Genomic DNA, 20,174 nt, shown 5'->3' with positions numbered 1-20,174 from the left:
CCGAACGTACCCCGGCCGCGCCCTCGGGCCGGGCGGCGGGCGCGCTGCTCGGCGCGATCACCGGGGCGGCGGCGTGGCTGCTGTCGCGACGGCGACGAGATCCGCTGCCGGGCCGCTGAGCCGCCGGGGCCCGTTCCACACCGCGGTCAGCGGGCGGCGCAGACGGGAGCCCGCCAGCGGCACCCGCAGCAGCTGCCCGCTCTCGAGCCCGGAGCGGACGGCGAGCATGCTGAGCACCGCGGGCCCAGCACCGGAGGCGACGGCGATGCGGACGGCGGCGTTGCTGCCGAGCTCCTGGACGGGCGGGGTCCCGCCCGCCGCGGGGACGAGCTCCTCGAAGGCGTCGCGCGTGCCGGACCCTCCCTCGCGCACCACGAGCGGGGTCGAGGCGAGCTCGTCGAGCTCGAGCGGCCCCTCGCGCAGCGCCCAGGGATGCTCCGGGGCGACGACCACCACGAGCTCGTCCTCGCGCAGCGTCAGCGTGTGCACGTCCCGCGGGAGGCGGGGCGTCTCGACGAAGCCGAGCCGCAGGTGCCCGTCGTGCACCCCGGCGAGGACCTGGGTGGAGTTGAGCACCTCGAGGTCGACCCGGGTGCGCGGGCTGCGGCGGCGCAGCTCGGCCAGCCAGGCGGGCATCAGGTGCTCCGCGATCGTCATCGACACCCCCACGCGCAGCTCGTGCACGCCCTCCTCGCGGCTGTGCCGCAGCCAGTCGGAGAACTGCTCGGCCGCCTCCAGCAGCTGCCGTGCCTGTGCCGCGTACAGCAGCCCGGCGGAGGTGGGACGGGAGCCTCGCGGGTCGCGCTCGAGCAGGGCGGTGCCCGCCTGCGCCTCGAGCTGGGCGATCATCCGGCTCGCATTGGGCTGATGGATCCCGGCGCGCCGGGCGCCGGCGCCGAGCCCGCCCTCGTCCACCACGGCCACGAACAGGGCGAGGGCCGACAGGTTCGGCAACGAGGATGGCATATCAGAACTATATGCCCTGCTGGTGAACTGCCGACTACCGGCAGGTCAGAGGCGGTGGAACCGTGGACGTCATGCCCTCCGCTCCCTCACGAACCCTCGCTTCCGGCGCCGCCCCCTCGACATCGACGCCCTCGACGCTCCCGGCCCTCTCGATCCTGCCGGGCCTCGCGCTCGCCCTCGGCGTCGCGGTCGTCTCGATGCTCGTCGCACCGCTGCTGCCGGGGATCAGCGCCCTGGTCCTCGCGATCGTCGTCGGCGTGGTGCTCGCGAACGTCGTCCCGCTCCCCCGGGCCGCGGCGCCGGGTCTCGCGATCGCCTCGAAGAAGCTGCTGCGCGCCGGGATCGTGCTGCTGGGACTGCAGGTCGCGCTCGGCGACCTGGCCTCCCTCGGCATCGGGATGCTGCTGGTCGTGGTCGCGGAGGTGGGGGTCGGCATCCTCGGGACCGTGCTGCTGGGCCGGCTCGTCGGCGTCGGCCGTCACCTCACCGTGCTGATCGCCTGCGGGTTCTCGATCTGCGGCGCGGCGGCGGTCGCGGCGGCCGCGGGCGTCACGGATCCGGACGACGAGCGCGAGGAGGACACGGTCACGGCCGTGGCGCTGGTGGTGCTGTGCGGTTCGCTGATGATCGTGCTGGTGCCCGCGGCCGCCGCGCTGATGGGCCTGCACGGCGAGACCGCCGGCCTCTGGGCGGGCGCCTCCATCCACGAGGTCGCCCAGGTCGTCGCCGCGGGCGGCGCGATCGGCGGGGGCGCGGCGCTCACCGTCGCCGTGATCGTGAAGCTCGCCCGCGTGCTGATGCTCGCGCCGGTGATGGCGGTGATGTCGATGCAGCAGCGCCGGCACGGCGCGAAGGACGGGAAGCAGCCGCCGCTGGTGCAGCTGTTCGTGGTCGGCTTCCTCGCCATGGTGCTCGTGCGCTCCTTCGTGCCGCTCCCGGAGCCGGTGCTCGAGGCCGGGTCGCTGCTGCAGACCCTCCTGCTCGCCGCGGCGATGTTCGCGCTCGGCACCGGGGTGAGGATCTCGCTGCTGAAGCAGGTGGGACCGCGCCCCTTCCTCCTCGCCGCGCTCTCGACCGCGCTCGTCGCCTCGGTCGCGCTCGGCGGGGTGCTGCTCGTCGCCTGAGGACTTCCGTCCCATGAACCCGCATCTGCGCCGCTATGGTGGTCCTCATGACGCAGATGCGGGTACGTGATGCCGCCACCTTCCTCGGGGTGAGTGAGGACACCGTGCGACGGTGGATCGAGAAGGGGACCCTCGAGGCGACCCACGACGCGAGCGGCCGGAAGGTGCTCGAGGGGGTCGAGGTCGCGCGCCTCGCCCGGGAGCTGGCGGTGACGCCCGAGCTGCACGGCACGACCGCCTCCTCCGCCCGGAACCGCTTCACGGGGCTGGTCACCCGGGTCGTGACGGACACCGTGATGGCGCAGGTCGAGCTGCAGTGCGGTCCTTTCCGCGTCGTCTCGCTGATGAGCAGCGAGGCCGCCCGGGAGCTCGGGCTGGAGCCCGGCAGGGTCGCCAGCGCCGTCGTGAAGGCCACGCAGGTCGTGATCGAGGCGGAGCCGTCATGAAGACCCTGCTCCGCTCCGCGGCCGCCGCCGCGGCGATCGCGCTGACCGCCGCCGCGTGCGGCTCCGGCGGCCCCGCCGAGGACCCGGCCGCCGCACCGGTCACCCTCCACGTCTTCGCCGCCGCCTCCCTGCAGGAGCCCTTCGAGGAGCTCGGCGAGCAGTTCGAGTCCGAGCACGAGGGCGTCACGGTCGAGTTCAGCTTCGCCGGCTCCTCCACGCTGGTCGAGCAGATCCAGCAGGGCGCCCCGGCCGACGTCTTCGCCTCTGCGGACACGAAGAACATGGACAAGCTCACCGACGCCGGCCTCGACGCGGCGGATCCTGTCGACTTCACCACGAACACGCTGAGGATCGCGGTGCCGGCCGGGAACCCCGCGGGCGTCACGGACCTCGCCTCCCTCACCGGCGACCTGAACCTCGTCGTCTGCGCGCCGGAGGTGCCGTGCGGCGCGGCGACCGGGACGGTGGAGGAGGCGGCGGGACTCGAGTTCGCCCCCGTCAGCGAGGAGCAGTCCGTCACGGACGTGCTGAACAAGGTCACCAGCGGCGAGGCCGATGCGGGCCTGGTCTACGTCACCGATGTGGAGAAGGCCGGCGACGCCGTCGAGGGGATCGACTTCCCCGAGGCGCAGGAGGCCGTGAACACCTACCCCATCACCACCGTCGACGGCGCGGCGAACCCGGAGCTGGGCCAGGAGTTCGTCGACCTCGTCACCGGCGAGGAGGGCCAGGAGGTCCTCGCCGGATACGGCTTCGGCGGCGCATGAGGACCCTCCCCCGCTGGATCCTGCTGCCGGCCGGGCTCGGCGCGCTGCTGGTCGTCCTGCCGCTCGCCGCGATGGCGCTCCGGGTCGAGTGGAGCGACTTCTGGGCCCTGATCACCTCGGAGTCCTCGCTCGCGGCGCTGCGGCTGAGCCTGCAGACCTCACTGACCAGCGCCGCGGCCTGCGTGCTGCTGGGCGTGCCGATGGCGCTGCTGCTCGCCCGCACCGACGGACGCGGCATGTCGCTGGTGCGCTCGCTGGTGCTGATCCCGCTGGTCCTGCCGCCGGTGGTCGGCGGCATCGCACTTCTGTACACCTTCGGGCGCCAGGGACTGCTGGGCCGGCACCTGGAGGTGCTGGGTGTGCAGATCGCGTTCTCCACCACCGCGGTGGTGCTCGCGCAGACCTTCGTGGCCCTGCCCTTCCTGGTGCTCAGCCTGGAGGGGGCTCTGCGCACGGCCGGCACCCGCTACGAGCGGGCCGCCGCCTCGCTCGGGGCGCGCCCCTCCCGCGTCCTCACCCACGTCACGCTGCCGCTGGTGCTGCCCGCCCTGCTCTCCGGCACCGTGCTCTCCTTCGCCCGTGCGCTCGGGGAGTTCGGCGCGACGATCACCTTCGCCGGCTCCCTGCAGGGCACCACCCGCACCCTGCCGCTGGAGATCTACCTGCAGCGCGAGAGCGATCCGGAGGCCGCGGTGGCGCTCTCCTTCGTGCTGATGCTCGTCGCGGTCGCGGTGATCGCCCTCGCGCACCGGAGGCGGAGCGCATGAGCCTCGTGCTGCGTGCCGCCGTCGCCGAGCGCCATGTCGAGCTCGACCTCGAGGTCGGACACGGCGAGACCCTCGCCCTCGTCGGCCCGAACGGCGCCGGGAAGTCGACCGCGCTGTCGCTGATCTCCGGGGACCTGCGCCCCAGCTCCGGCTCGGTCTCCCTCGACGGCCGGATCCTGGCCGACGAGGGGACCTGGGTGCCGCCGCATGACCGCCGCGTCACCACCCTGAGCCAGGACCCGGTGCTCTTCCCGCACCTCTCGGCGCTCGGGAACGTCGTCTTCCCGCTGAGGGCCCAGGGCGTCCCGCGCGGGGACGCGAGGCGCCGGGCGCTCGAGCACCTGGACGCCCTGGGCCTCGCCGGTCTCGCCGCCCGCCGCCCCGCCCAGCTCTCCGGCGGACAGGCGCAGCGGGTCGCGATCGCGAGGGCGCTCGCGGCGGATCCCCGGCTGCTGCTGCTGGACGAGCCGATGGCTGCGCTGGACGTCGACGTCGCGCCCGCGCTGCGCGAGCAGCTGCGCGGATTCCTCGCAGGCCGCACGGCGATCGTCGTCACCCACGACGTCCTGGACGCGCTCTCGCTCGCCGAACGCGTCGTGGTGCTCGAGCAGGGCCGGCAGGTCGACGCGGGGCCGACGACCGAGGTCCTCGCCCGACCGCGCTCGGCCTTCGCGGCACGGCTGGCGGGGCTGAACCTCGTCGCGGGCCGATGGGACGGGCACCGGATCGAGCTCGAGGGCGGCGGCCGCCTCTCGGCGAAGAGCCCCCTCGTCCCCGGCACCGCGGTGCTCGCCGCCTTCCGCCCCGCCGCGGTGCGCCTCGCCGAGCAGGGGCTCCCCCGCACCGTCCACTCCCTGACCCCGCACGGCGACCTGGTCCGGGTGCGCACCGAGGATCTCGCCGCGGACCTGTCCCCGCAGGACGCCGCCGCCCGGCATCTCGCCCCCGGCACGGTGGTGCATCTCGCGGTCGCCCCTGAGGACGTGAAAACCTACCTCGCATGATCGACCTGCGCGCCCTGCACCGCGAGCTGCTCGACCGGCACGGCCTGCAGGGCTGGTGGTGGCCCGGCGAGGAGCCCTTCGAGATCGCGCTCGGCGCGGTGCTGGTCCAGCGCTCCCGGTGGGAGCAGGCGGCGCAGGCCCTCGCCGCACTCACCGCCGCCGGACTGCGCGAGCCCGCCCGGCTCGCGTCGGCCGACGAGGAGCACGTGCGGGAGCTGGTCCGCCCGGCCGGCTTCCCGCGCACGAAGCCGCGGCGCGTGCAGGCGCTCGCGGCGTGGTGGGCCGGCCGTGCCGCGGCCGCCGACGAGCTGGACGACACCGCCCTCCGCCGAGAGCTCCTCTCCGTCGAGGGCGTCGGCGAGGAGACGGCCGATGCGATCTCGCTGTACTGCTTCGCCCGGCCCGCCTTCCTCTGCGACGAGTACGCGCGGCGGGCCCTGCGCGAGCGCGGCGCCGAGCTCCCGGGCACCTACCGGGCCTTCGCCCGTGCGCTCGTCCCGGCGCTCGAGGAGGCGGCCTTCACCGTGCCGGAGCTGGCGGAGCTGCACGGCCTGATCGTCGAGGAGGGGAAGCTCAGAGCGCGTCCAGCAGCTCCCGCACCGCAGCGTTGAACGCGGCCGGATCCTCGAGGTTCGGATAGTGGCCGACGCCGTCGAGCTCCACGTACCGCCCTCGCGGGGCCGTCTCGGCGAGGCGGCGACCGCTGCGTCGGTGGTCGTCGCCGTCGAGCGCTCCGCCGAGCGCGAGGACGGGGATGCGCAGATCTCCGACGCGCTCCCAGGTCCCGGTCACCGGGGTCGGCGGGTGCGGGCGCACGGGCACCCCGTTCTCGTCGAGCCGGAGATGCTGGTCCAGCGTGCTCCGTGCCATCTCCTGGATCAGATCGCGGAGAGCCGGGTCGACCTGGTCGAGAGTGCGATGGGGGCCGGCGGTGAAGCGCTGCAGCACGTCGATCCAGGCCTGCGCCGAACCGCCGGACTCGGCGGCCCTCCAGTCGGCGAAGGCCTGCAGGGCCCAGGGATCGGTGAACTCGATCTCGCTGGTCCCGGTCCCGCCCACCAGGATCCCGGCGACGCGCTCCGGGTGCTCGAGGGCGAGGTCGCCGGCGGTGCTCCCGCCCATGGAGATGCCCGCCGCGACCACCGTCTCGATCCCCAGCGCATCGAGCAGGGCGACCACGTCGTCGACGAGCCGGTAGGGCGCCTCCGCGTCGGAGGAGCCGCCGTGCCCGCGGGCATCGGGGACGAGGACGCGCCGCTCGGGGAAGGCGCCGAGCTGCGGACCCCACATCCGGGAGTCGACGGCGCCGCCGTGCAGCAGCAGGAGCGGCAGGGCGTCCGGATCCGTGCCGGGCAGGTCGAGATAGGAGATGCGCTGGTCGGGGAGGTCGAGGTGGATCGGGGCGGGGTGCGTCATCGCAGCGTTCATGACACCCAGGGTGTCATCTCCCGCCGTGGATGCCAACCCAGGTGTCATACTGGGTCGATGGACAACCCTCCTCTCGCCCCGGAGGCCCTCGCGCCCTGCCTCGCCGAGGTCTATGTCGCCCTCGGCCCCGTCTACCGCCGCGTCGCGCGCCTCGTGGAGCAGGACGAGCAGGTCAGCGGACTCTCCGTCGGGGTGCGCAACGTCCTGGACCAGCTCCGCCGGGACGGGGAGCGCACGGTCCCGCAGCTCGCCCGCGCCCAGGACCTCAGCCGCCAGTACACCCAGCGCATGGTGGACCAGGCGGCGACGGACGGCCTCGTCGAGCTGGTCGATAACCCCGCCCACCGCCGCTCCCGCCTCGTGCGCCTCACGCCCGCGGGCAAGAAGGCGATCACCGCGGTCCTGGAGCGCGAGCTCGCCCTGCTCGAGCGGGTCGGCGGCGACCTCACCGCCGCGGAGCTCGACGGCACCCTGCGCGTGCTGCACCATATGGACCTCGCACTGATCGCCCTCGAGGAGGACGGCCGCTGACCAGCACCCCTCCCTCGCCTACGAGGCGGTGCTCGAGGCGCTCCATCCCCTCGCCTACCGTCTGAAGCTCCGCTCGAAGCAGGAGCTCGGCCGGGGGCGCTGCCTGCAGACCCTGCACATCGGCCCCTACGACGAGGAGGGCCCCGTGCTCGAGCGGATGCACCACGAGGAGATCCCCTCCCGGGGACTTGCGATGACGGGTCGTCATCACGAGATCTACCTCGGCGACCCGCGCCGCGCGGCGCCCGAGCGCCTGCGCACGATCCTGCGCCAGCCGGTGCGCTGAGCCTCCCGACACAGCAGAAGGGCCCCGGCTCTGCCGGGGCCCTTCTGACGAGTCACTGTCTCACGAGATTCTCGAGTGGAGCTAAGGGGATTCGAACCCCTGACCTCTTCCATGCCATGGAAGCGCGCTACCAACTGCGCCATAGCCCCGTATCGGGTGCCGCCCCATCAGGCGACTCGTCGAGAATACCCCGCTTCCCCGCTCAGGTGAAATCGGGGGGCAGGTTGTGTGACAGCAACCTCATCAGGCCCTCCGTCGGCTCCGCATGGAGCGGCTCGAGCACCGAGCGGTGGCAGTTCTCGAGCCCGGCGATGCCGCGGAATCCGCGCATGTCCAGACCCAGCAGGGCGGTGATCCCGAGCGTGATCGCCGCGCCGTGGGCGACGACCATGACGGTCCTCTCGGGGTTCTCCTCGAGCAGGCGGCGGCAGCCGGCGGCGACGCGCTCGCCCACCTCGGGGCGGTCCTCGATGTCGAGGCCCGTGATCGGCCGATGGGCGCGCCAGTCGGCGTGCTCGGAGGGCCAGCGGCTGCGGATGTCCTCCCCGCGCAGGCCCTCCCACTGCCCGAAGCTGCGCTCGAGGAAGGACTCGTCGGTGGTGACCTGGAGCCCGCAGGCGCGCGCGATCGCCCCGGCGGTGTCGCGGGCGCGCGACAGCGGCGAGGAGACGATGACGTCGGGCGGGGAGGCGGCGACGGTGCGGGCGAGCGTCTCGGCCTGGTGCCGACCGTTCTCGTTCAGGGGGATGTCGACCTGTCCCTGCAGGCGGCCCTCCCGGTTGTGATCGGTCTGGCCGTGACGCACGAGGACGAGCCGGGTGCGATGGGCGGGCCTCACTCGGGGCGGCCCTCGTCGATCCCGAGGTCGAGCACGGGGGCGTCGCGCCACAGCCGCTCGAGGGCGTAGAAGGCGCGGTCCTCGGCGTGCTGGACGTGCACGACGATGTCGCCATAATCCAGCAGCACCCAGCGCGCGTCGCGCTCGCCCTCGCGGCGCAGCGGCTTGCGTCGCCGCTGGGTCAGCAGCGCCTCCTCCACGCCGTCGACGATCGCGGAGACCTGGCGCTCGGAGTCCCCGCTGCACACCAGGAAGACGTCGGTGATGACCACCAGCTCCGAGACGTCCAGGCCGATGACCTCCTCGGCGAGCTTGTCGGCGGCGGCCTGGCCGGCCACGCGGGCGAGGTCGAGGGATTCTTCGGGAGCGGTCACGCTGCGGGGTCCTCCAGGACGAGGTGGGCGGGAGTCGTGTCGAGCAGGGCGGTGGCGGAGGCCGAGGCCTCCGAGGGCGAGAGCACGCCGGTCAGCAGCAGGGCGACCAGCGCGATCAGCGCGAGGGCGATCAGCACCCACACCAGCCACAGCAGGCGGCGGCCGCCCGCGCTCTCGGGCCGGTGGAGCACCTTGCCGTCGAAGCGCGGTGCGGGGCGCGGATCGGGCGCGTCGGTGACGGAGAGCTCGCCGAGCTCGACGCCGTCGCTGTCGCGGACGATCTCCGCCTCCGCGGCGCGGGGCGCAGGGGCGCCGACGGGCTCCGGGGCGGGCTGGTCGCTGAGCTCGATGATGCGGGCGCGGCGACCGAACTTGCGCAGGGCGGGCACGGGCGCGTCGGCGTCGGGCGGGGGCACGGCACCGCGGCGTCCCGGGGCCTCGGGGCTCGGCTCGGCACCGGCGAGCTCCTCGGGGCTCAGCGCGCGGGCGCGGCGGCCGCGCCGCGGGGTGGTCTCCGGCTCGGTCATCGGCCGTCACCTCCTGTGTAGAGCGCGTACTTGTTGATGTATTGCACGACCCCGTCAGGCACCAGGTACCAGACGGGGGCGCCGGCGGCGACGCGGGTGCGGCAGTCGGTCGAGCTGATCGCCATGGCGGGCACCTCGATCAGGGTGACGCCATCGTCCGGCAGTCCCGAGGTGTCCAGCTCGTGCCCCGGCCGGGTGACGCCGACGAAGTGCGCGAGCTGGAAGATCTCCTCGGTGTCCTTCCAGGTCAGGATGTTCTGGAGCGCGTCCGCGCCGGTGATGAAGAAGAGGTCCGCGTCGGGGTGCTCGGCGTGCAGCTCGCGCAGCGTGTCGATCGTGTAGGTCGCGCCGGGACGGTCGACGTCCACGCGCGAGACGGTGAAGACCGGGTTCGCGGCGGTCGCGACGACGGTCATCAGGTAACGGTGCTCCGGGTCGGAGATCTCCTGCGACGCCTTCTGCCAGGGCCGGCCCGTGGGCACGAACACGACCTCGTCGAGCGCGAAGACGCTCTGCACCTCGCTGGCGGCGACGAGGTGGCCGTGATGGATGGGATCGAAGGTCCCGCCCATCACGCCGATCCGTCGTCGCTGCAGCTCCACCGGTCTCAGCGGTCGGTGTCGGAGTCGGTGTCCGCGTCGTGCTTCTTGTCGAGGCTGCGGTGGTGCGCACCCCCGGTGAGCCAGGTGATGGCCAGCATGGTCATCAGGATCGCGAACGCACCGATCCCGATGAAGGGTGCGGGGATGCCCTCGCTCGCGCCGGCGCCGGACTCGGCGAGGATCATGAGCTGGTCGATCATGTTCTAGAAGGCCTTTCCTCGAGTGACCGGCCCATCATCCCACAGCGCGGGCGGGGTGCCGGCCGGAACCCGCCGGGTGGGAGTGGGGTCACGGGCGCACGTGGCCCTGACCGACCACGAGCCACTTGGTGGCGGTGATCTCGCTCAGCCCCATCGGGCCGCGGGCGTGGAGCTTCTGGGTGGAGATCCCGATCTCGGCGCCGAATCCGAACTCTCCGCCGTCGGAGAAGCGGGTGGAGGCGTTCGCCATGACCACGGCGGAGTCGACCTCGGCGAGGAAGCGCTGCTGGGAGACGAGGTCGCGGGTGAGGATCGACTCGGTGTGGCCCGAGGAGTGGGCCCGGATGTGCGCGAGCGCCGCGTCGAGGTCGTCGACGACGGCGACGGCGAGCTCGAGGGCGAGATACTCCACGTCCCAGTCCTCCTCCGTCGCGGGGACATGCTCGACGCCCGCCGGCAGCAGCGCGGCCGCCCGCTCGTCCACGTGCAGGCGCACGCCGGCCTCCGCCAGAGCGGTGCCGAGCCGCGGCAGCGCCTCGGCGGCGACGTCCTGGTGGACCAGCAGCGTCTCCAGCGCGTTGCACACCCCGACCCGCTGGGTCTTGGCGTTGAGCACGATCTGCTCGGCCTGGTCGAGGTCGGCGCTCGCGTCCACCAGCACGTGGGTGGTGCCGGTGCCGGTCTCGATGACGGGCACCTGGGCGTTCTCGACCACGCGGCGGATCAGGCCAGCGCCGCCGCGCGGGATCAGCACGTCGACCAGCCCGCGGGCACGCATGAGCACGTCGGCGCCCTCGCGGCCGTGCGCATCGATCCCGACGACGAGATCCTCCGGCAGCCCGCGCTCGGCGAGCACGTCCCGCAGCACCGCGATCAGCGCGGTGTTGGAGTGCAGGGCCGCGGAGCCGCCGCGCAGCACGACGGCGCTGCCGGCCTTGAGCGCGAGGCCGGCGGCGTCGACCGTCACGTTCGGGCGCGCCTCGTAGACCATCCCGATCACGCCCATCGGCACCCGCACCTGGCGCAGCTCGAGGCCGTTGGCGAGCACGGAGCCTCGCACCACCTCGCCGACGGGGTCGGGCAGCGCGGCGGCGTCGCGCAGCTGCTGCGCGATCGACGCGATCCGCTGCGGGTCCAGGGCGAGCCGGTCGCGCAGACCGGCGGCCATGCCGGACTCGTCGGCGGCGGCGAGGTCCTGGGCGTTGGCGGCGACGATCTCGTCGGCGCGGGCGACGAGCGCCTCGGCCATGGCGTGCAGCAGCGCGTCCTTCTCGGCGCGGCGGAGGCGGGCGAGCACGGGCTGGGCGTCCTTCGCGGCGCGGGCGGCGCCGCGGACGGCCGACTCGACGGAAAGCAGCTGATCGTCCATGGCCCGAGTCTACGAGCGGGACGTCCAGGGAGCCCGGGGCGTCCGCCCAGGGAACATGCGGCAGGGGACCCTAGCCTCGGTCGGTCCGCCCCTCTCCCGAGCCCCGAGGTGATCGCCTGCATGGACGCCGTACTCCACCTGGTCGAGGTGGTCATGGCCTCGCCGTGGCTGTACGTCCTGCTCTTCGCGGTCGTCGCGGCGGACTCGGTCTTCCCGGTCTTCCCCGGGGAGACGGTGGTGATCACCGCCGGCGCCTATGCGGTCGCGCAGGAGTCGCCGCATGCGCTGGTGCTGATCCCGGTGACGATGGCCGCGGCGCTGAGCGGTGACCTGATCGCCCATCACGTGGGCCGCGGCGCCGGGCCGGTGACCAGACTGCTCCGCGCGCGACGTGCCGGCGACAAGCTCCTGACCTGGGCGGAGAACGGCCTGAACACGCGCGGCGGCGCCCTCATCGTCACCGCCCGGTTCATCCCCGGCGGGCGCACCGCCACCTCGATCGCCTCGGGCATGATCCGCTACCCGCGGCCCCTCTTCGCGGGCTTCGCCCTGCTGGCCGCGACCGCCTGGGCGCTGTACAACGTCGGGATCGGGATGGCCGGCGGGCTGCTGTTCCGCGAGCGGCCGCTGCTGGGCGTGGTGCTCGGCATCGCGCTCGCGCTCGTGCTGAGCTGGCTGATCGAGCGGATCCGCTCCGGCCGGGAGACGCGGTCCCGCGTCCTTCAGAGCACCACCAGCTGATCGCGGTGGATCGCGGGGCGGCGGTACCGCTCCCCCAGCAGCTCCCGCGCCTCGTCGGTGCCGCGCCCCGCCATGGCCCGCAGCTCGTCGGAGCTGAAGGAGGTCAGGCCGCGGCCGATCACGGTGCCGTCCGGGGCGACGACGTCCACGGGCACCCCCGCGGGGAAGGTCCCCTCCACCCGGGTGACGCCGACGGCGAGCAGCGAGCGACGGCGCGAGCGCACGGCGCCGGCCGCGCCCTCGTCCAGGTGCAGCGTCCCCGCGCCGCGGGTCGCGAAGCGCAGCCACACCAGGCGCGAGCGGCGACGGCCGTGATGGGCAGGGAAGAAGGTGCCGACGTCCCGGCCCTCCACCGCCTCGGCGAAGCGCTCGGCGGAGGTCATCAGCGCCGCAGTGCCGGTGGTGGAGGCGAGCTGGGCGGCCGACAGCTTCGTGACCATGCCGCCGGTGCCGACCTTCGAGCCGACCGAGCCGATGCTCACCCCGGCCAGGCGCGCCACGTCCTCGACCACGCCGATCCGCTCCGCACCGGGTTCGCGGGGCGGGGCGGTGTAGAGGGCGTCGACGTCGGTGAGCAGGATCAGCGCGTCGGCGCCGAGCAGCTGCGCGACGAGCGCCGCGAGGCGGTCGTTGTCCCCGAAGCGGATCTCGTGGGTGGCGGTGGTGTCGTTCTCGTTGACCACCGGCACGGTGCCGAGCTCGAGCAGGGCCTCCAGGGCGCTGCGCACGTTGCGATAGGTCTGGGGGCGGATCACGTCGGCCTCGGTGAGCAGGACCTGCCCGGTGGTCCGCTCGTGCGCGGCGAAGGCTCGGGACCAGGCGGTGGCGAGCAGGGCCTGGCCCACGCTCGCGGCGGCCTGCTGCAGCGGCACCGAGGTGGGCCGCTCCGGCAGTCCCAGCGGGCCGAGCGCGGCCGCGATCGCCCCGGAGGAGACGATCACCAGCTCCGTGCCGCGCGCCGCGAGCGTCGCGGCGACCTCCGCGACGCCGTCGAGGCGGGACTGGTCCAGCCTCCCCCGTGCGTCGGTCAGGCTCGAGGAGCCGATCTTCACGACGATGCGGCGGGCGCCGACGAGCTCCTCGCGGGCGGTGAGACGGGCGGGCTGACGCAGCTCCGCCACGCTCACCGCTGACCGTCCCCGTCGCTCGAGGGATCTGCCCAGTGGCCGGACCTCCGCTCCGCCTCCATCGAGGCGAGACGGTCCATGCGGGCGGCGGTGCGGGCCTTCTGCTCCTCGCGCTTCTGCTCGCGGGTGGGGCGGTGGTGGTCCTCGAGCCGGTCGTCGGTGCCGCGGCGGCCGAGCATCTCGGCGCCGCCCACCATCGTCGGCTCCCAGTCGAAGACGACCGCGTCGTCCCCGGGGCCGATGAGCACGGTGGAGCCGGCGACGGCCCCGGCGGAGAACAGCCCGTCCTCGACGCCGAGCTTCGCGAGGCGGTCGGCGAGGAAGCCGACGGCCTCGTCGTTGGTGAAGTCGGTCTGCCGCACCCAGCGCTCGGGCTTGTCGCCGCGGACGCGGAAGGCGGTGCCGCCGTCGTACTGCTCGGTGACGACCTCGAAGGAGGCCCGATCCGCGCCGCGCGGGGTGAGGACGACCGGCGCCGGCTCAGGAGCGGGCAGGGCGGCGCGCGCCTGCTCGACGAGCTCGCCGAGCAGGAAGGACAGCTCCCGCAGCCCCTTGCGGGAGACCGCGGAGACGTCGAGGATCGGCATCTCCCGCTCCCCCAGCCGCTCGCGGACGAGGTCGGCCATGTCGGCGCCGTCGGGCAGGTCAGTCTTGTTCAGCACGACCACGGCGGGCCGCTCCATGAGCGGCACGCGGGTCTCCGCCTCCTCGTCCAGGCTCGCGGCATAGGCGGCGAGCTCGGACTCGATGATCTCGAGGTCGCTGACGGGGTCGCGGTCGGACTCGAGCGCGGCGGCGTCCAGCACGTGCACCAGCACGTGGCAGCGCTCGATGTGGCGCAGGAAGTCCAGCCCGAGGCCCTTGCCCTGGCTGGCGCCGGGGATCAGCCCCGGCACGTCGGCGATCGTGTACCGGTGCTCTCCCGCCTCGACCACGCCGAGGTTCGGCACCAGGGTCGTGAACGGGTAGTCGGCGATCTTCGGGCGGGCGGCGCTCATCGCCGCGATGAGCGAGGACTTGCCGGCGCTGGGGTAGCCCACCAGCGCCACGTCCGCGACGGTCTTCAGCTCGAGCACGAGGGTGCGCTCCTGGCCCGGCTCGCCGAGCAGCGCGAAGCCGGGGGCCTTGCGCTGCTTCGAGGCGAGGGCCGCGTTGCCGAGGCCGCCGTTGCCGCCGCGCGCGGCGACGTAGCGGGTGCCGATGCCCACGAGGTCGGCGATCACGGTGCCGTCCTCCTCGGTGACCACTGTGCCGTCGGGCACGGGCAGCACGAGGTCCTCGCCGTTCGCGCCGTGGCGCAGGTCGCCCTTGCCGAAGCCGCCGCCGGTCGCGCGCTGGTGCGGCTTGTGGTGGTACTCCAGCAGCGTCGTGGTCGAGGCGTCGACCTCGAGGATCACGTCGCCGCCGCGGCCGCCGTCGGCGCCGTCGGGGCCCGCGAGGGGCTTGAACTTCTCGCGCCGGATGGAGGCGGCGCCGTGCCCGCCGGATCCTCCGACGACCTGCAGTCGGACGCGGTCGACGAATGTGGCCATGGGTGCTCTCCGAGGGTCGAGGGTGCCGTGGGGGTGGATAAGCGACGAGGGGCGGAGCGATCGGCTCCGCCCCTCGAAGGACGCTGGGTGCCCCGGGTCCGGGGCGGCGTGTCAGACGGTCTCGACGACGCTGACCACGCGACGGTCGCGCTTGCGGCCGAACTCGACGGTGCCCGCGGTGAGCGCGAACAGGGTGTCGTCGTTGCCGCGGCCCACGCCGTCGCCGGGGTGGATCTTGGTGCCGCGCTGGCGGACGAGGATCTCGCCGGCGCCGACGACCTGGCCGCCGAAGCGCTTCACGCCGAGGCGCTGGGCGTTGGAGTCACGGCCGTTCTTGGAGGAGCTGACGCCCTTCTTAGATGCCATCTGGGATCAATCCTTTGTCTGGTCGAGGGATCGCTCAGGCGATGCCCGTGATCTTCAGCCGGGTGAGCTCCTGGCGGTGGCCCTGGCGCTTCTTGTAACCGGTCTTGTTCTTGTAGCGGAGGATGCGGATCTTCTCGCCGCGGAGGTCCTCGACCTTCTCGGCGGTGACCTTGACCTTCGCGAGCTCGGCCTGGGCGGAGGTGACCTTGTCACCGTCGACCAGCAGCACGGGAGCGAGATCGATGCTGTCGCCCGCCTCGCCTGCCACGCGGTTGATCACGATGGTGTCACCGACCGACACCTTCTCCTGACGACCGCCTGCGCGGACGATTGCGTACACCACGTCACGTCTCCATCTTGTGATTCGGATCTAGTCTTCGAGTCGTGCGCCCACTCGGGTGACCACCGCGGACCTGCGACCGTCAACCGTTCCCGGCCGGGGAGCCGGGCGGGAGATGCGGTCGCGCGATGTCCACCGGACGACGACTGCGACGCGTTTGCGCCAGGGGACAGCTTACGATCCCATGAACAGCCGGTCAACCATGGGACACGCCCCGACCAGCGAGAACGCCGTCACACCGTGTGGAACAGGTCACTGGTCCCCGTCGGGATCGACCACCTGGCCGTCGACGACGACCTCGGGCTGGCTGTGGCTGCCCGAGGCGGCGGCGATCGAGGCGATCGTCGCGCGGGTCAGCGCACGGCTGTCCTCGTCGTCGGCGAGGCGGTGGACGTCGCCGGACTCCTCGGAGCCGCCGGCGTCGCCGCCGTGCTCGTCCTCGTCCTTCGCCCCGCCGCGTCCGCGCCGGCCGCGCCGGCGCGAGGAGCCCTTGGAGCCGTCCTCGCCGCCTCCGCCGCTGCCGCCGCCCTGGGGGTGGCTGTGGCCGCCGTCGGCGTCCATGTCGACCGTCATGCCGCGTCCGTGGCAGTGCTCGCAGGTGGTGGAGAAGGTCTCCACCAGGCCCTGGCCCACGCGCTTGCGGGTCATCTGCACCAGGCCCAGCGAGGTCACCTCGGCGACCTGGTGCTTGGTGCGGTCCCGGCCCAGGCACTCCACGAGGCGACGCAGCACGAGATCGCGGTTCGCCTCGAGGACCATGTCGATGAAGTCGATGACGATGATGCCGCCGATGTCGCGCAGCCGCAGCTGGCGCACGATCTCCTCGGCCGCCTCGAGGTTGTTCTTGGTGACGGTCTCCTCGAGGGAGCCGCCGGAGCCGGTGAACTTGCCGGTGTTCACGTCGACGACGGTCATCGCCTCGGTGCGGTCGATGACGAGGGAGCCGCCGGAGGGCAGGTACACCTTGCGGTCCATCGCCTTCAGCAGCTGCTCGTCGATGCGGTGCTTGGCGAAGACGTCCTTCTCGCCGACATGGCGGGTGACGCGCTCGAGCAGGTCGGGGGCGACCTCGGAGACGTAGGAGTGGACGTCGTCGTAGCCCTTGCCGCCCTCGACGATCAGGGAGGTGAAGTCCTCGTTGAAGACGTCGCGCACCACCTTGATGGCGATGTCGGGCTCCTGCGAGAGGGCCACGGGCGCGGACCGCGACTTCTGGGACTTCTGGATCTTCTCCCACTGGGCGGTGAGGCGCTCGACGTCGCGGGTGAGCTCCTCCTCGCTCGCGCCCTCGGCGGCGGTGCGCACGATCACGCCCGCGTCCTCGGGGATGATCTGCCGCATGATCTTCTTCAGCCGGTTGCGCTCGGTGTCGGGGAGCTTCCGGGAGATGCCGGTCATGGAGCCGCCGGGCACGAACACGACATAGCGGCCGGGCAGGGAGATCTGGCTGGTCAGCCGCGCGCCCTTGTGGCCGATCGGGTCCTTGGTGACCTGGACCAGCACGGGGTCGCCGCTCTTCAGCGCGAGCTCGATGCGGCGCGGCTGGCCCTCGAGGCCCACCGCGTCCCAGTTGACCTCGCCGGCGTAGAGCACGGCGTTGCGGCCCTTGCCGATGTCCACGAAGGCGGCCTCCATGGAGGGCAGAACGTTCTGGACCTTGCCGACGTACACGTTGCCGACCATCGAGGTCTGCGACTTCTGGGCGACGTAGTGCTCGACGAGCACGTCGTCCTCGAGCACCGCGATCTGGGTGCTGCCCTGGCGCTCGCGCACCACCATCGAGCGCTTGACGGACTCGCGGCGGGCGAGGAACTCGGCCTCGGTGATGACGCTGCGGCGACGGCCGGCGTCACGGCCCTCGCGGCGGCGCTGGCGCTTGGCCTCGAGCCGGGTCGAGCCCTTGACGGCCTTGACCTCGTCGCGCGCCTCGCGCACCTTGACCACGGTGTTCGGCGGATCGTCCGGGGAGGAGCCGTCGTCCCCGCTGCTCCCCGAGCGGCGGCGACGGCGGCGACGGCGCGAGCTGGAGCTCGAGCCGCCCGAGGAGGAGCCGGAGCCCTCCTCGCCCGAGCCGTCCTCGGTCTCCTCGTCCTCGGAGGAGTCCTCCTGCGCGCTGTCCTCGGCGCTGCGGTCGCCGCTCGGGGAGTCGTCCTCCCCGCGTCCGCGGCCGCGACGGCCGCGGCCCCCGCGACGCCGGCGCCGGCGCGAGGAGCCCGAGCCGCTCTCGGCGGAGCCGTCGGCGCTGTCGTCCTCGCCCTCGGAGTCGGTGTCCTCGGAGTCGTCCTGGTCCGTGTCCTCGTCCTGCGGCGCGTCCTGCTCGCGGGAGGAGGAGCGGCGGGAGCGGCTGCGGGACCGGCTGCGGCGCGAGGGCCGGGCGTCCTCGTCGCGGGTCTCCTCGGCCTCCTCCTCGTCGCGGGAGTCCTCATCGTCCTCGTCCTGCGGGGCGACGGTGGTGCGGGGCTGCGGGGTCGGCGCCTGGAAGAGGAGGGAGGCGAAGTCCATCTGGACCTGCTCGCGGCGGCGCGCCCGGTCCTCGTCGACCTCGGGCTCGGCGGCGGAGGACGTCTCGGACGCGGTGCCGGTCGCGGAGGCGAGGGCCTTCAGATCGTCCAGGACGGGGTTCGCGGCGGTCCCCTGCGCCTGCTCCTGCTGCTCGTCGGCCTCCGGCTCCTCCGTCGGCTGGGCCGTCGGCGCCTGGAAGGTCGGCGCTCCCGCCGGCGCCCCGGCCCGGCGGCGACGGCGCGTCGGCGCGGCGGGCGCGGGCTCGAGGGGCTCCTCGGACTGGGGGGCGACGACGGTGCGCGGCGCGGCGTCCTCGGGCGCCGCAGCGGGCTCCGGGGTCACGGCGGGAGCGCCGGCCGGGGCTCCCGCGCGGCGGCGTCGCCGTGCCGGGGGTGCTGCATCGTTCGACGCGTCGTTCTCGGGATTCTGGGTGCTGTCAGCCATGCGGCCGTCTCCTTCTGGAGGGCCAGCGCACCCTGGCCCCGTCTGGTCATCGTCCCTGGGGACGGAAGTCTCTGGCCCTCGCCGTCGCGCAGCTCCACGCGGGAGCGCTGCGATGCCGATCGCGGGGAGCACTGCGGTCGCGGTGAGTCCGCGTGGCCGGTGCTCGACGTCACGACGCCGGGAGGTTCCCCCGCCCGGTACGGAGCAGGAGAGTGCCTCGGCCAGTATGGCACAGCGTGCATCTGCCGCCGCGGAAGGGGGACCATGGTCCCCGGGGCGGTGCGCGCGGCCCCTCTAGTTTTCATGACAGCGTGTCGTCCACTCGGGAGGATCCATGGAAGCCCTCGACCTGGCACGGTGGCAGTTCGGCATCACCACCGTGTACCACTTCATCTTCGTGCCGCTGACGATCGGGCTGTCCCTGCTCGTCGCGATCATGAACACCCGTGCCGTGTTCGCGAAGGATCCCGTGCGCAAGGACGCCTGGACCCGGATGACGAAGTTCTTCGGCTCGATGCTGATCGTGAACTTCGGCATCGGCATCGCCACCGGCATCGTGCAGGAGTTCCAGTTCGGGATGAACTGGTCCGAGTACGCCCGCTTCGTCGGCGACGTCTTCGGTGCGCCGCTGGCGCTGGAGGGCCTCGCCGCCTTCTTCCTCGAGTCCGTCTTCCTGGGCCTGTGGATCTTCGGGTGGGGGAAGATGCCCGAGAAGATCCATCTGCTGACGATCTGGGCGGTGGCGCTGGGCACCACGCTCTCGGCCTACTTCATCATCGCCGCGAACTCGTTCATGCAGCATCCCGTCGGCGCGCTGCTGAACCCCGAGACCGGGCGGGCCGAGCTCGACCCCTCGCAGGGCTCGATCCTCGCCGTGCTCACGAACGTCACGGCAATGGCGGCCTTCCCCCACGTCGTCTCCGGCGCCTGGCTCGTCGCCGGCGCGTTCCTCACCGGCGTCGCCTCCTGGCACATGGTCAAGCATCACCGGGCGGCCCGCGAGATGGGGCTGGAGACGGAGGAGGGCCAGGAGCAGCACCGCGCCGCCCGTGACCTCTACCGGCCCACCGTCCGCTTCGGCGTGGTGGCGATGTTCGTCTCCGCGATCGTGCTGGTGATCTCCGGCGACTTCCAGGCCCAGATCATGTTCAAGCAGCAGCCGATGAAGATGGCGTCGGCCGAGGCGCTGTGCGAGACGGAGACCGGTGCGAGCTTCTCGATCCTCACCATCGGCGGCCCCGACGCCTTCGCCGAGCAGTGCGGGGACGTCACCCACCTCATCGAGGTGCCGTACGTGACCTCGTTCCTGGCCACCCGCACCTTCGATGCGACGCTGCAGGGCGTCGACGACCTCAACGCCCAGTACAAGGAGGAGTTCGGCGAGACCGCGACGAACATCCACGGCGAGGAGGTCGAGGTCGACTACCGCCCGAACCTCTTCGTCACCTACTGGTCCTTCCGCCTGATGATGGGCCTCGCGGCGTTCAGCGGGATCCTCGCCCTCTGGGCGCTGTGGGTCACCCGCGGCAAGGGCGAGAACGCCCGCACGACGGGCTCGAAGGCCTTCCAGTGGTTCGCCGTGCTCGCGATCCCGATGCCGTTCCTCGCCAACTCCGCCGGCTGGGTGTTCACCGAGATCGGGCGTCAGCCCTGGGTCGTCCACCCCAATCCCGACGACCCGACGGTGCGGCTGATGACGCTGCAGGGCGTCTCCGCCCATCCCTCGTGGATGGTGCTCGCCTCGCTGGTCGCCTTCACCCTCGTCTACGGCGTCCTCGCCGTGATCTGGTTCCGGATGATGCAGAAGGCCGCGCTGAAGGGCGCGCCGCTTCCGCAGCGGGACCCGGAGACCGAGGAGCTCGACACGCCCACCCTCTCCTTCGACTACTGAGA

Annotated in this window: 22 protein-coding genes, 1 tRNA gene and 1 pseudogene; 10 read left to right on the top strand and 14 right to left on the bottom strand. The window is 73.0% G+C overall.

Translation table 11 applies throughout. The features are described from left to right. Nucleotides 1-57: 57 nt before the first annotated feature. Entirely contained in the window at nt 58-966 is a 909-nt protein-coding gene (locus tag DS079_RS04465) for a LysR substrate-binding domain-containing protein (protein ID WP_126985232.1), read from the bottom strand. A 62-nt stretch (nt 967-1,028) separates the two neighbouring features. Here DS079_RS04465 and DS079_RS04460 point away from each other — a divergent pair, with 62 nt between their 5' ends. The 6 genes from DS079_RS04460 to DS079_RS04435 are packed head-to-tail and all read left to right on the top strand — an operon-like array spanning nt 1,029 to nt 5,685. After that, nucleotides 1,029-2,090 carry a YeiH family protein gene (locus tag DS079_RS04460; protein WP_126985230.1) on the top strand — a complete coding sequence of 354 codons (1,062 nt, stop codon included), beginning with the start codon at nt 1,029-1,031 and terminating at the stop codon, nt 2,088-2,090. Nucleotides 2,091-2,137: 47 nt separating this feature from the next. Then, the gene (locus DS079_RS04455; RefSeq protein WP_126985228.1) at nt 2,138-2,536 is read left to right on the top strand and encodes a TOBE domain-containing protein; all 399 of its coding nucleotides are present in this window, start codon (nt 2,138-2,140) and stop codon (nt 2,534-2,536) included. Then, nucleotides 2,533-3,303, top strand: a complete 771-nt coding sequence (gene modA / locus DS079_RS04450) for a molybdate ABC transporter substrate-binding protein (protein WP_126985226.1) — start codon at nt 2,533-2,535, stop codon at nt 3,301-3,303. The genes DS079_RS04455 and modA overlap by 4 nt, the downstream gene beginning before the upstream one ends. Further along, complete coding sequence (locus DS079_RS04445) at nt 3,300-4,070, top strand: ABC transporter permease (protein WP_126985224.1); 771 nt, start codon at nt 3,300-3,302, stop codon at nt 4,068-4,070. Before modA ends, DS079_RS04445 begins: the two co-directional genes overlap by 4 nt. Continuing rightward, nucleotides 4,067-5,074, top strand: a complete 1,008-nt coding sequence (locus tag DS079_RS04440; protein WP_126985222.1) for a sulfate/molybdate ABC transporter ATP-binding protein — start codon at nt 4,067-4,069, stop codon at nt 5,072-5,074. The genes DS079_RS04445 and DS079_RS04440 overlap by 4 nt, the downstream gene beginning before the upstream one ends. Further along, on the top strand, nt 5,071-5,685 hold the full coding sequence (locus DS079_RS04435; RefSeq protein WP_126985220.1) for an endonuclease III: 615 nt from the start codon (nt 5,071-5,073) through the stop codon (nt 5,683-5,685). Before DS079_RS04440 ends, DS079_RS04435 begins: the two co-directional genes overlap by 4 nt. Here the strand turns inward: DS079_RS04435 and DS079_RS04430 are convergent. Then, nucleotides 5,648-6,502: an alpha/beta fold hydrolase gene (locus DS079_RS04430; RefSeq protein ID WP_164736105.1), complete on the bottom strand. Its 855-nt coding sequence runs from the start codon at nt 6,500-6,502 to the stop codon at nt 5,648-5,650. The two genes, DS079_RS04435 and DS079_RS04430, sit on opposite strands and share 38 nt — an antisense overlap. 57 nt (nt 6,503-6,559) lie before the next feature. On the opposite strand from DS079_RS04430, the gene DS079_RS04425 reads away from it, so the two are divergent. After that, on the top strand, nt 6,560-7,033 hold the full coding sequence (locus tag DS079_RS04425) for a MarR family winged helix-turn-helix transcriptional regulator (RefSeq protein ID WP_126985216.1): 474 nt from the start codon (nt 6,560-6,562) through the stop codon (nt 7,031-7,033). Between the two features lie 85 nt (nt 7,034-7,118). Next, a pseudogene (locus tag DS079_RS04420) lies at nt 7,119-7,319 on the top strand (GyrI-like domain-containing protein); the annotation flags it as partial. A 76-nt stretch (nt 7,320-7,395) separates the two neighbouring features. On the opposite strand, the gene DS079_RS04415 reads toward DS079_RS04420, so the two are convergent. The 7 genes from DS079_RS04415 to DS079_RS04385 form a co-directional block, all read right to left on the bottom strand. Next, nucleotides 7,396-7,468: transfer RNA gene (locus tag DS079_RS04415), tRNA-Ala, on the bottom strand. 53 nt (nt 7,469-7,521) lie between these two features. Then, the gene (locus DS079_RS04410; RefSeq protein ID WP_126985212.1) at nt 7,522-8,157 is read right to left on the bottom strand and encodes a histidine phosphatase family protein; all 636 of its coding nucleotides are present in this window, start codon (nt 8,155-8,157) and stop codon (nt 7,522-7,524) included. Then, a complete protein-coding gene (gene rsfS / locus DS079_RS04405) occupies nt 8,154-8,531 on the bottom strand; it encodes a ribosome silencing factor (protein WP_126985210.1) in 378 nt (125 codons plus the stop codon). Before rsfS ends, DS079_RS04410 begins: the two co-directional genes overlap by 4 nt. After that, entirely contained in the window at nt 8,528-9,058 is a 531-nt protein-coding gene (locus DS079_RS04400; RefSeq protein WP_010551792.1) for a hypothetical protein, read from the bottom strand. The genes rsfS and DS079_RS04400 overlap by 4 nt, the downstream gene beginning before the upstream one ends. After that, the gene (nadD, locus tag DS079_RS04395) at nt 9,055-9,630 is read right to left on the bottom strand and encodes a nicotinate-nucleotide adenylyltransferase (protein WP_062950530.1); all 576 of its coding nucleotides are present in this window, start codon (nt 9,628-9,630) and stop codon (nt 9,055-9,057) included. The genes DS079_RS04400 and nadD overlap by 4 nt, the downstream gene beginning before the upstream one ends. A 35-nt stretch (nt 9,631-9,665) precedes the next feature. Beyond that, on the bottom strand, nt 9,666-9,860 hold the full coding sequence (locus DS079_RS04390) for a hypothetical protein (RefSeq protein WP_010551794.1): 195 nt from the start codon (nt 9,858-9,860) through the stop codon (nt 9,666-9,668). A gap of 88 nt (nt 9,861-9,948) precedes the next feature. Further along, nucleotides 9,949-11,229 carry a glutamate-5-semialdehyde dehydrogenase gene (locus DS079_RS04385; RefSeq protein WP_126985208.1) on the bottom strand — a complete coding sequence of 427 codons (1,281 nt, stop codon included), beginning with the start codon at nt 11,227-11,229 and terminating at the stop codon, nt 9,949-9,951. 120 nt (nt 11,230-11,349) lie between these two features. On the opposite strand from DS079_RS04385, the gene DS079_RS04380 reads away from it, so the two are divergent. Beyond that, nucleotides 11,350-11,970, top strand: coding sequence for a DedA family protein (locus DS079_RS04380; RefSeq protein ID WP_053916715.1), 621 nt, complete (start codon nt 11,350-11,352; stop codon nt 11,968-11,970). Here the strand turns inward: DS079_RS04380 and proB are convergent. The 5 genes from proB to DS079_RS04355 form a co-directional block, all read right to left on the bottom strand. Beyond that, nucleotides 11,952-13,097, bottom strand: a complete 1,146-nt coding sequence (gene proB / locus DS079_RS04375) for a glutamate 5-kinase (RefSeq protein ID WP_126985206.1) — start codon at nt 13,095-13,097, stop codon at nt 11,952-11,954. The genes DS079_RS04380 and proB overlap by 19 nt on opposite strands. Then, a complete protein-coding gene (obgE, locus tag DS079_RS04370) occupies nt 13,094-14,629 on the bottom strand; it encodes a GTPase ObgE (protein WP_126985204.1) in 1,536 nt (511 codons plus the stop codon). Before obgE ends, proB begins: the two co-directional genes overlap by 4 nt. Nucleotides 14,630-14,740: 111 nt before the next feature. Continuing rightward, nucleotides 14,741-14,995 carry a 50S ribosomal protein L27 gene (rpmA, locus tag DS079_RS04365; RefSeq protein WP_010551799.1) on the bottom strand — a complete coding sequence of 85 codons (255 nt, stop codon included), beginning with the start codon at nt 14,993-14,995 and terminating at the stop codon, nt 14,741-14,743. Nucleotides 14,996-15,029: 34 nt separating this feature from the next. Further along, nucleotides 15,030-15,338: a 50S ribosomal protein L21 gene (gene rplU, locus DS079_RS04360; RefSeq protein WP_029360839.1), complete on the bottom strand. Its 309-nt coding sequence runs from the start codon at nt 15,336-15,338 to the stop codon at nt 15,030-15,032. Between the two features lie 249 nt (nt 15,339-15,587). Further along, entirely contained in the window at nt 15,588-18,281 is a 2,694-nt protein-coding gene (locus DS079_RS04355) for an Rne/Rng family ribonuclease (protein WP_126985202.1), read from the bottom strand. Nucleotides 18,282-18,615: 334 nt separating this feature from the next. On the opposite strand from DS079_RS04355, the gene DS079_RS04350 reads away from it, so the two are divergent. After that, nucleotides 18,616-20,172, top strand: a complete 1,557-nt coding sequence (locus DS079_RS04350) for a cytochrome ubiquinol oxidase subunit I (protein ID WP_126985200.1) — start codon at nt 18,616-18,618, stop codon at nt 20,170-20,172. The last annotated feature ends 2 nt before the right edge of the window (nt 20,173-20,174 follow it).

This window comes from Brachybacterium paraconglomeratum (genome assembly GCF_003994255.1).
Taxonomy (GTDB): Bacteria; Actinomycetota; Actinomycetes; order Actinomycetales; family Dermabacteraceae; genus Brachybacterium; species Brachybacterium conglomeratum.
The sequence above is the reverse complement of the archived record's forward strand: the minus strand, read 5'-3'. Positions and strand labels throughout refer to the sequence as shown.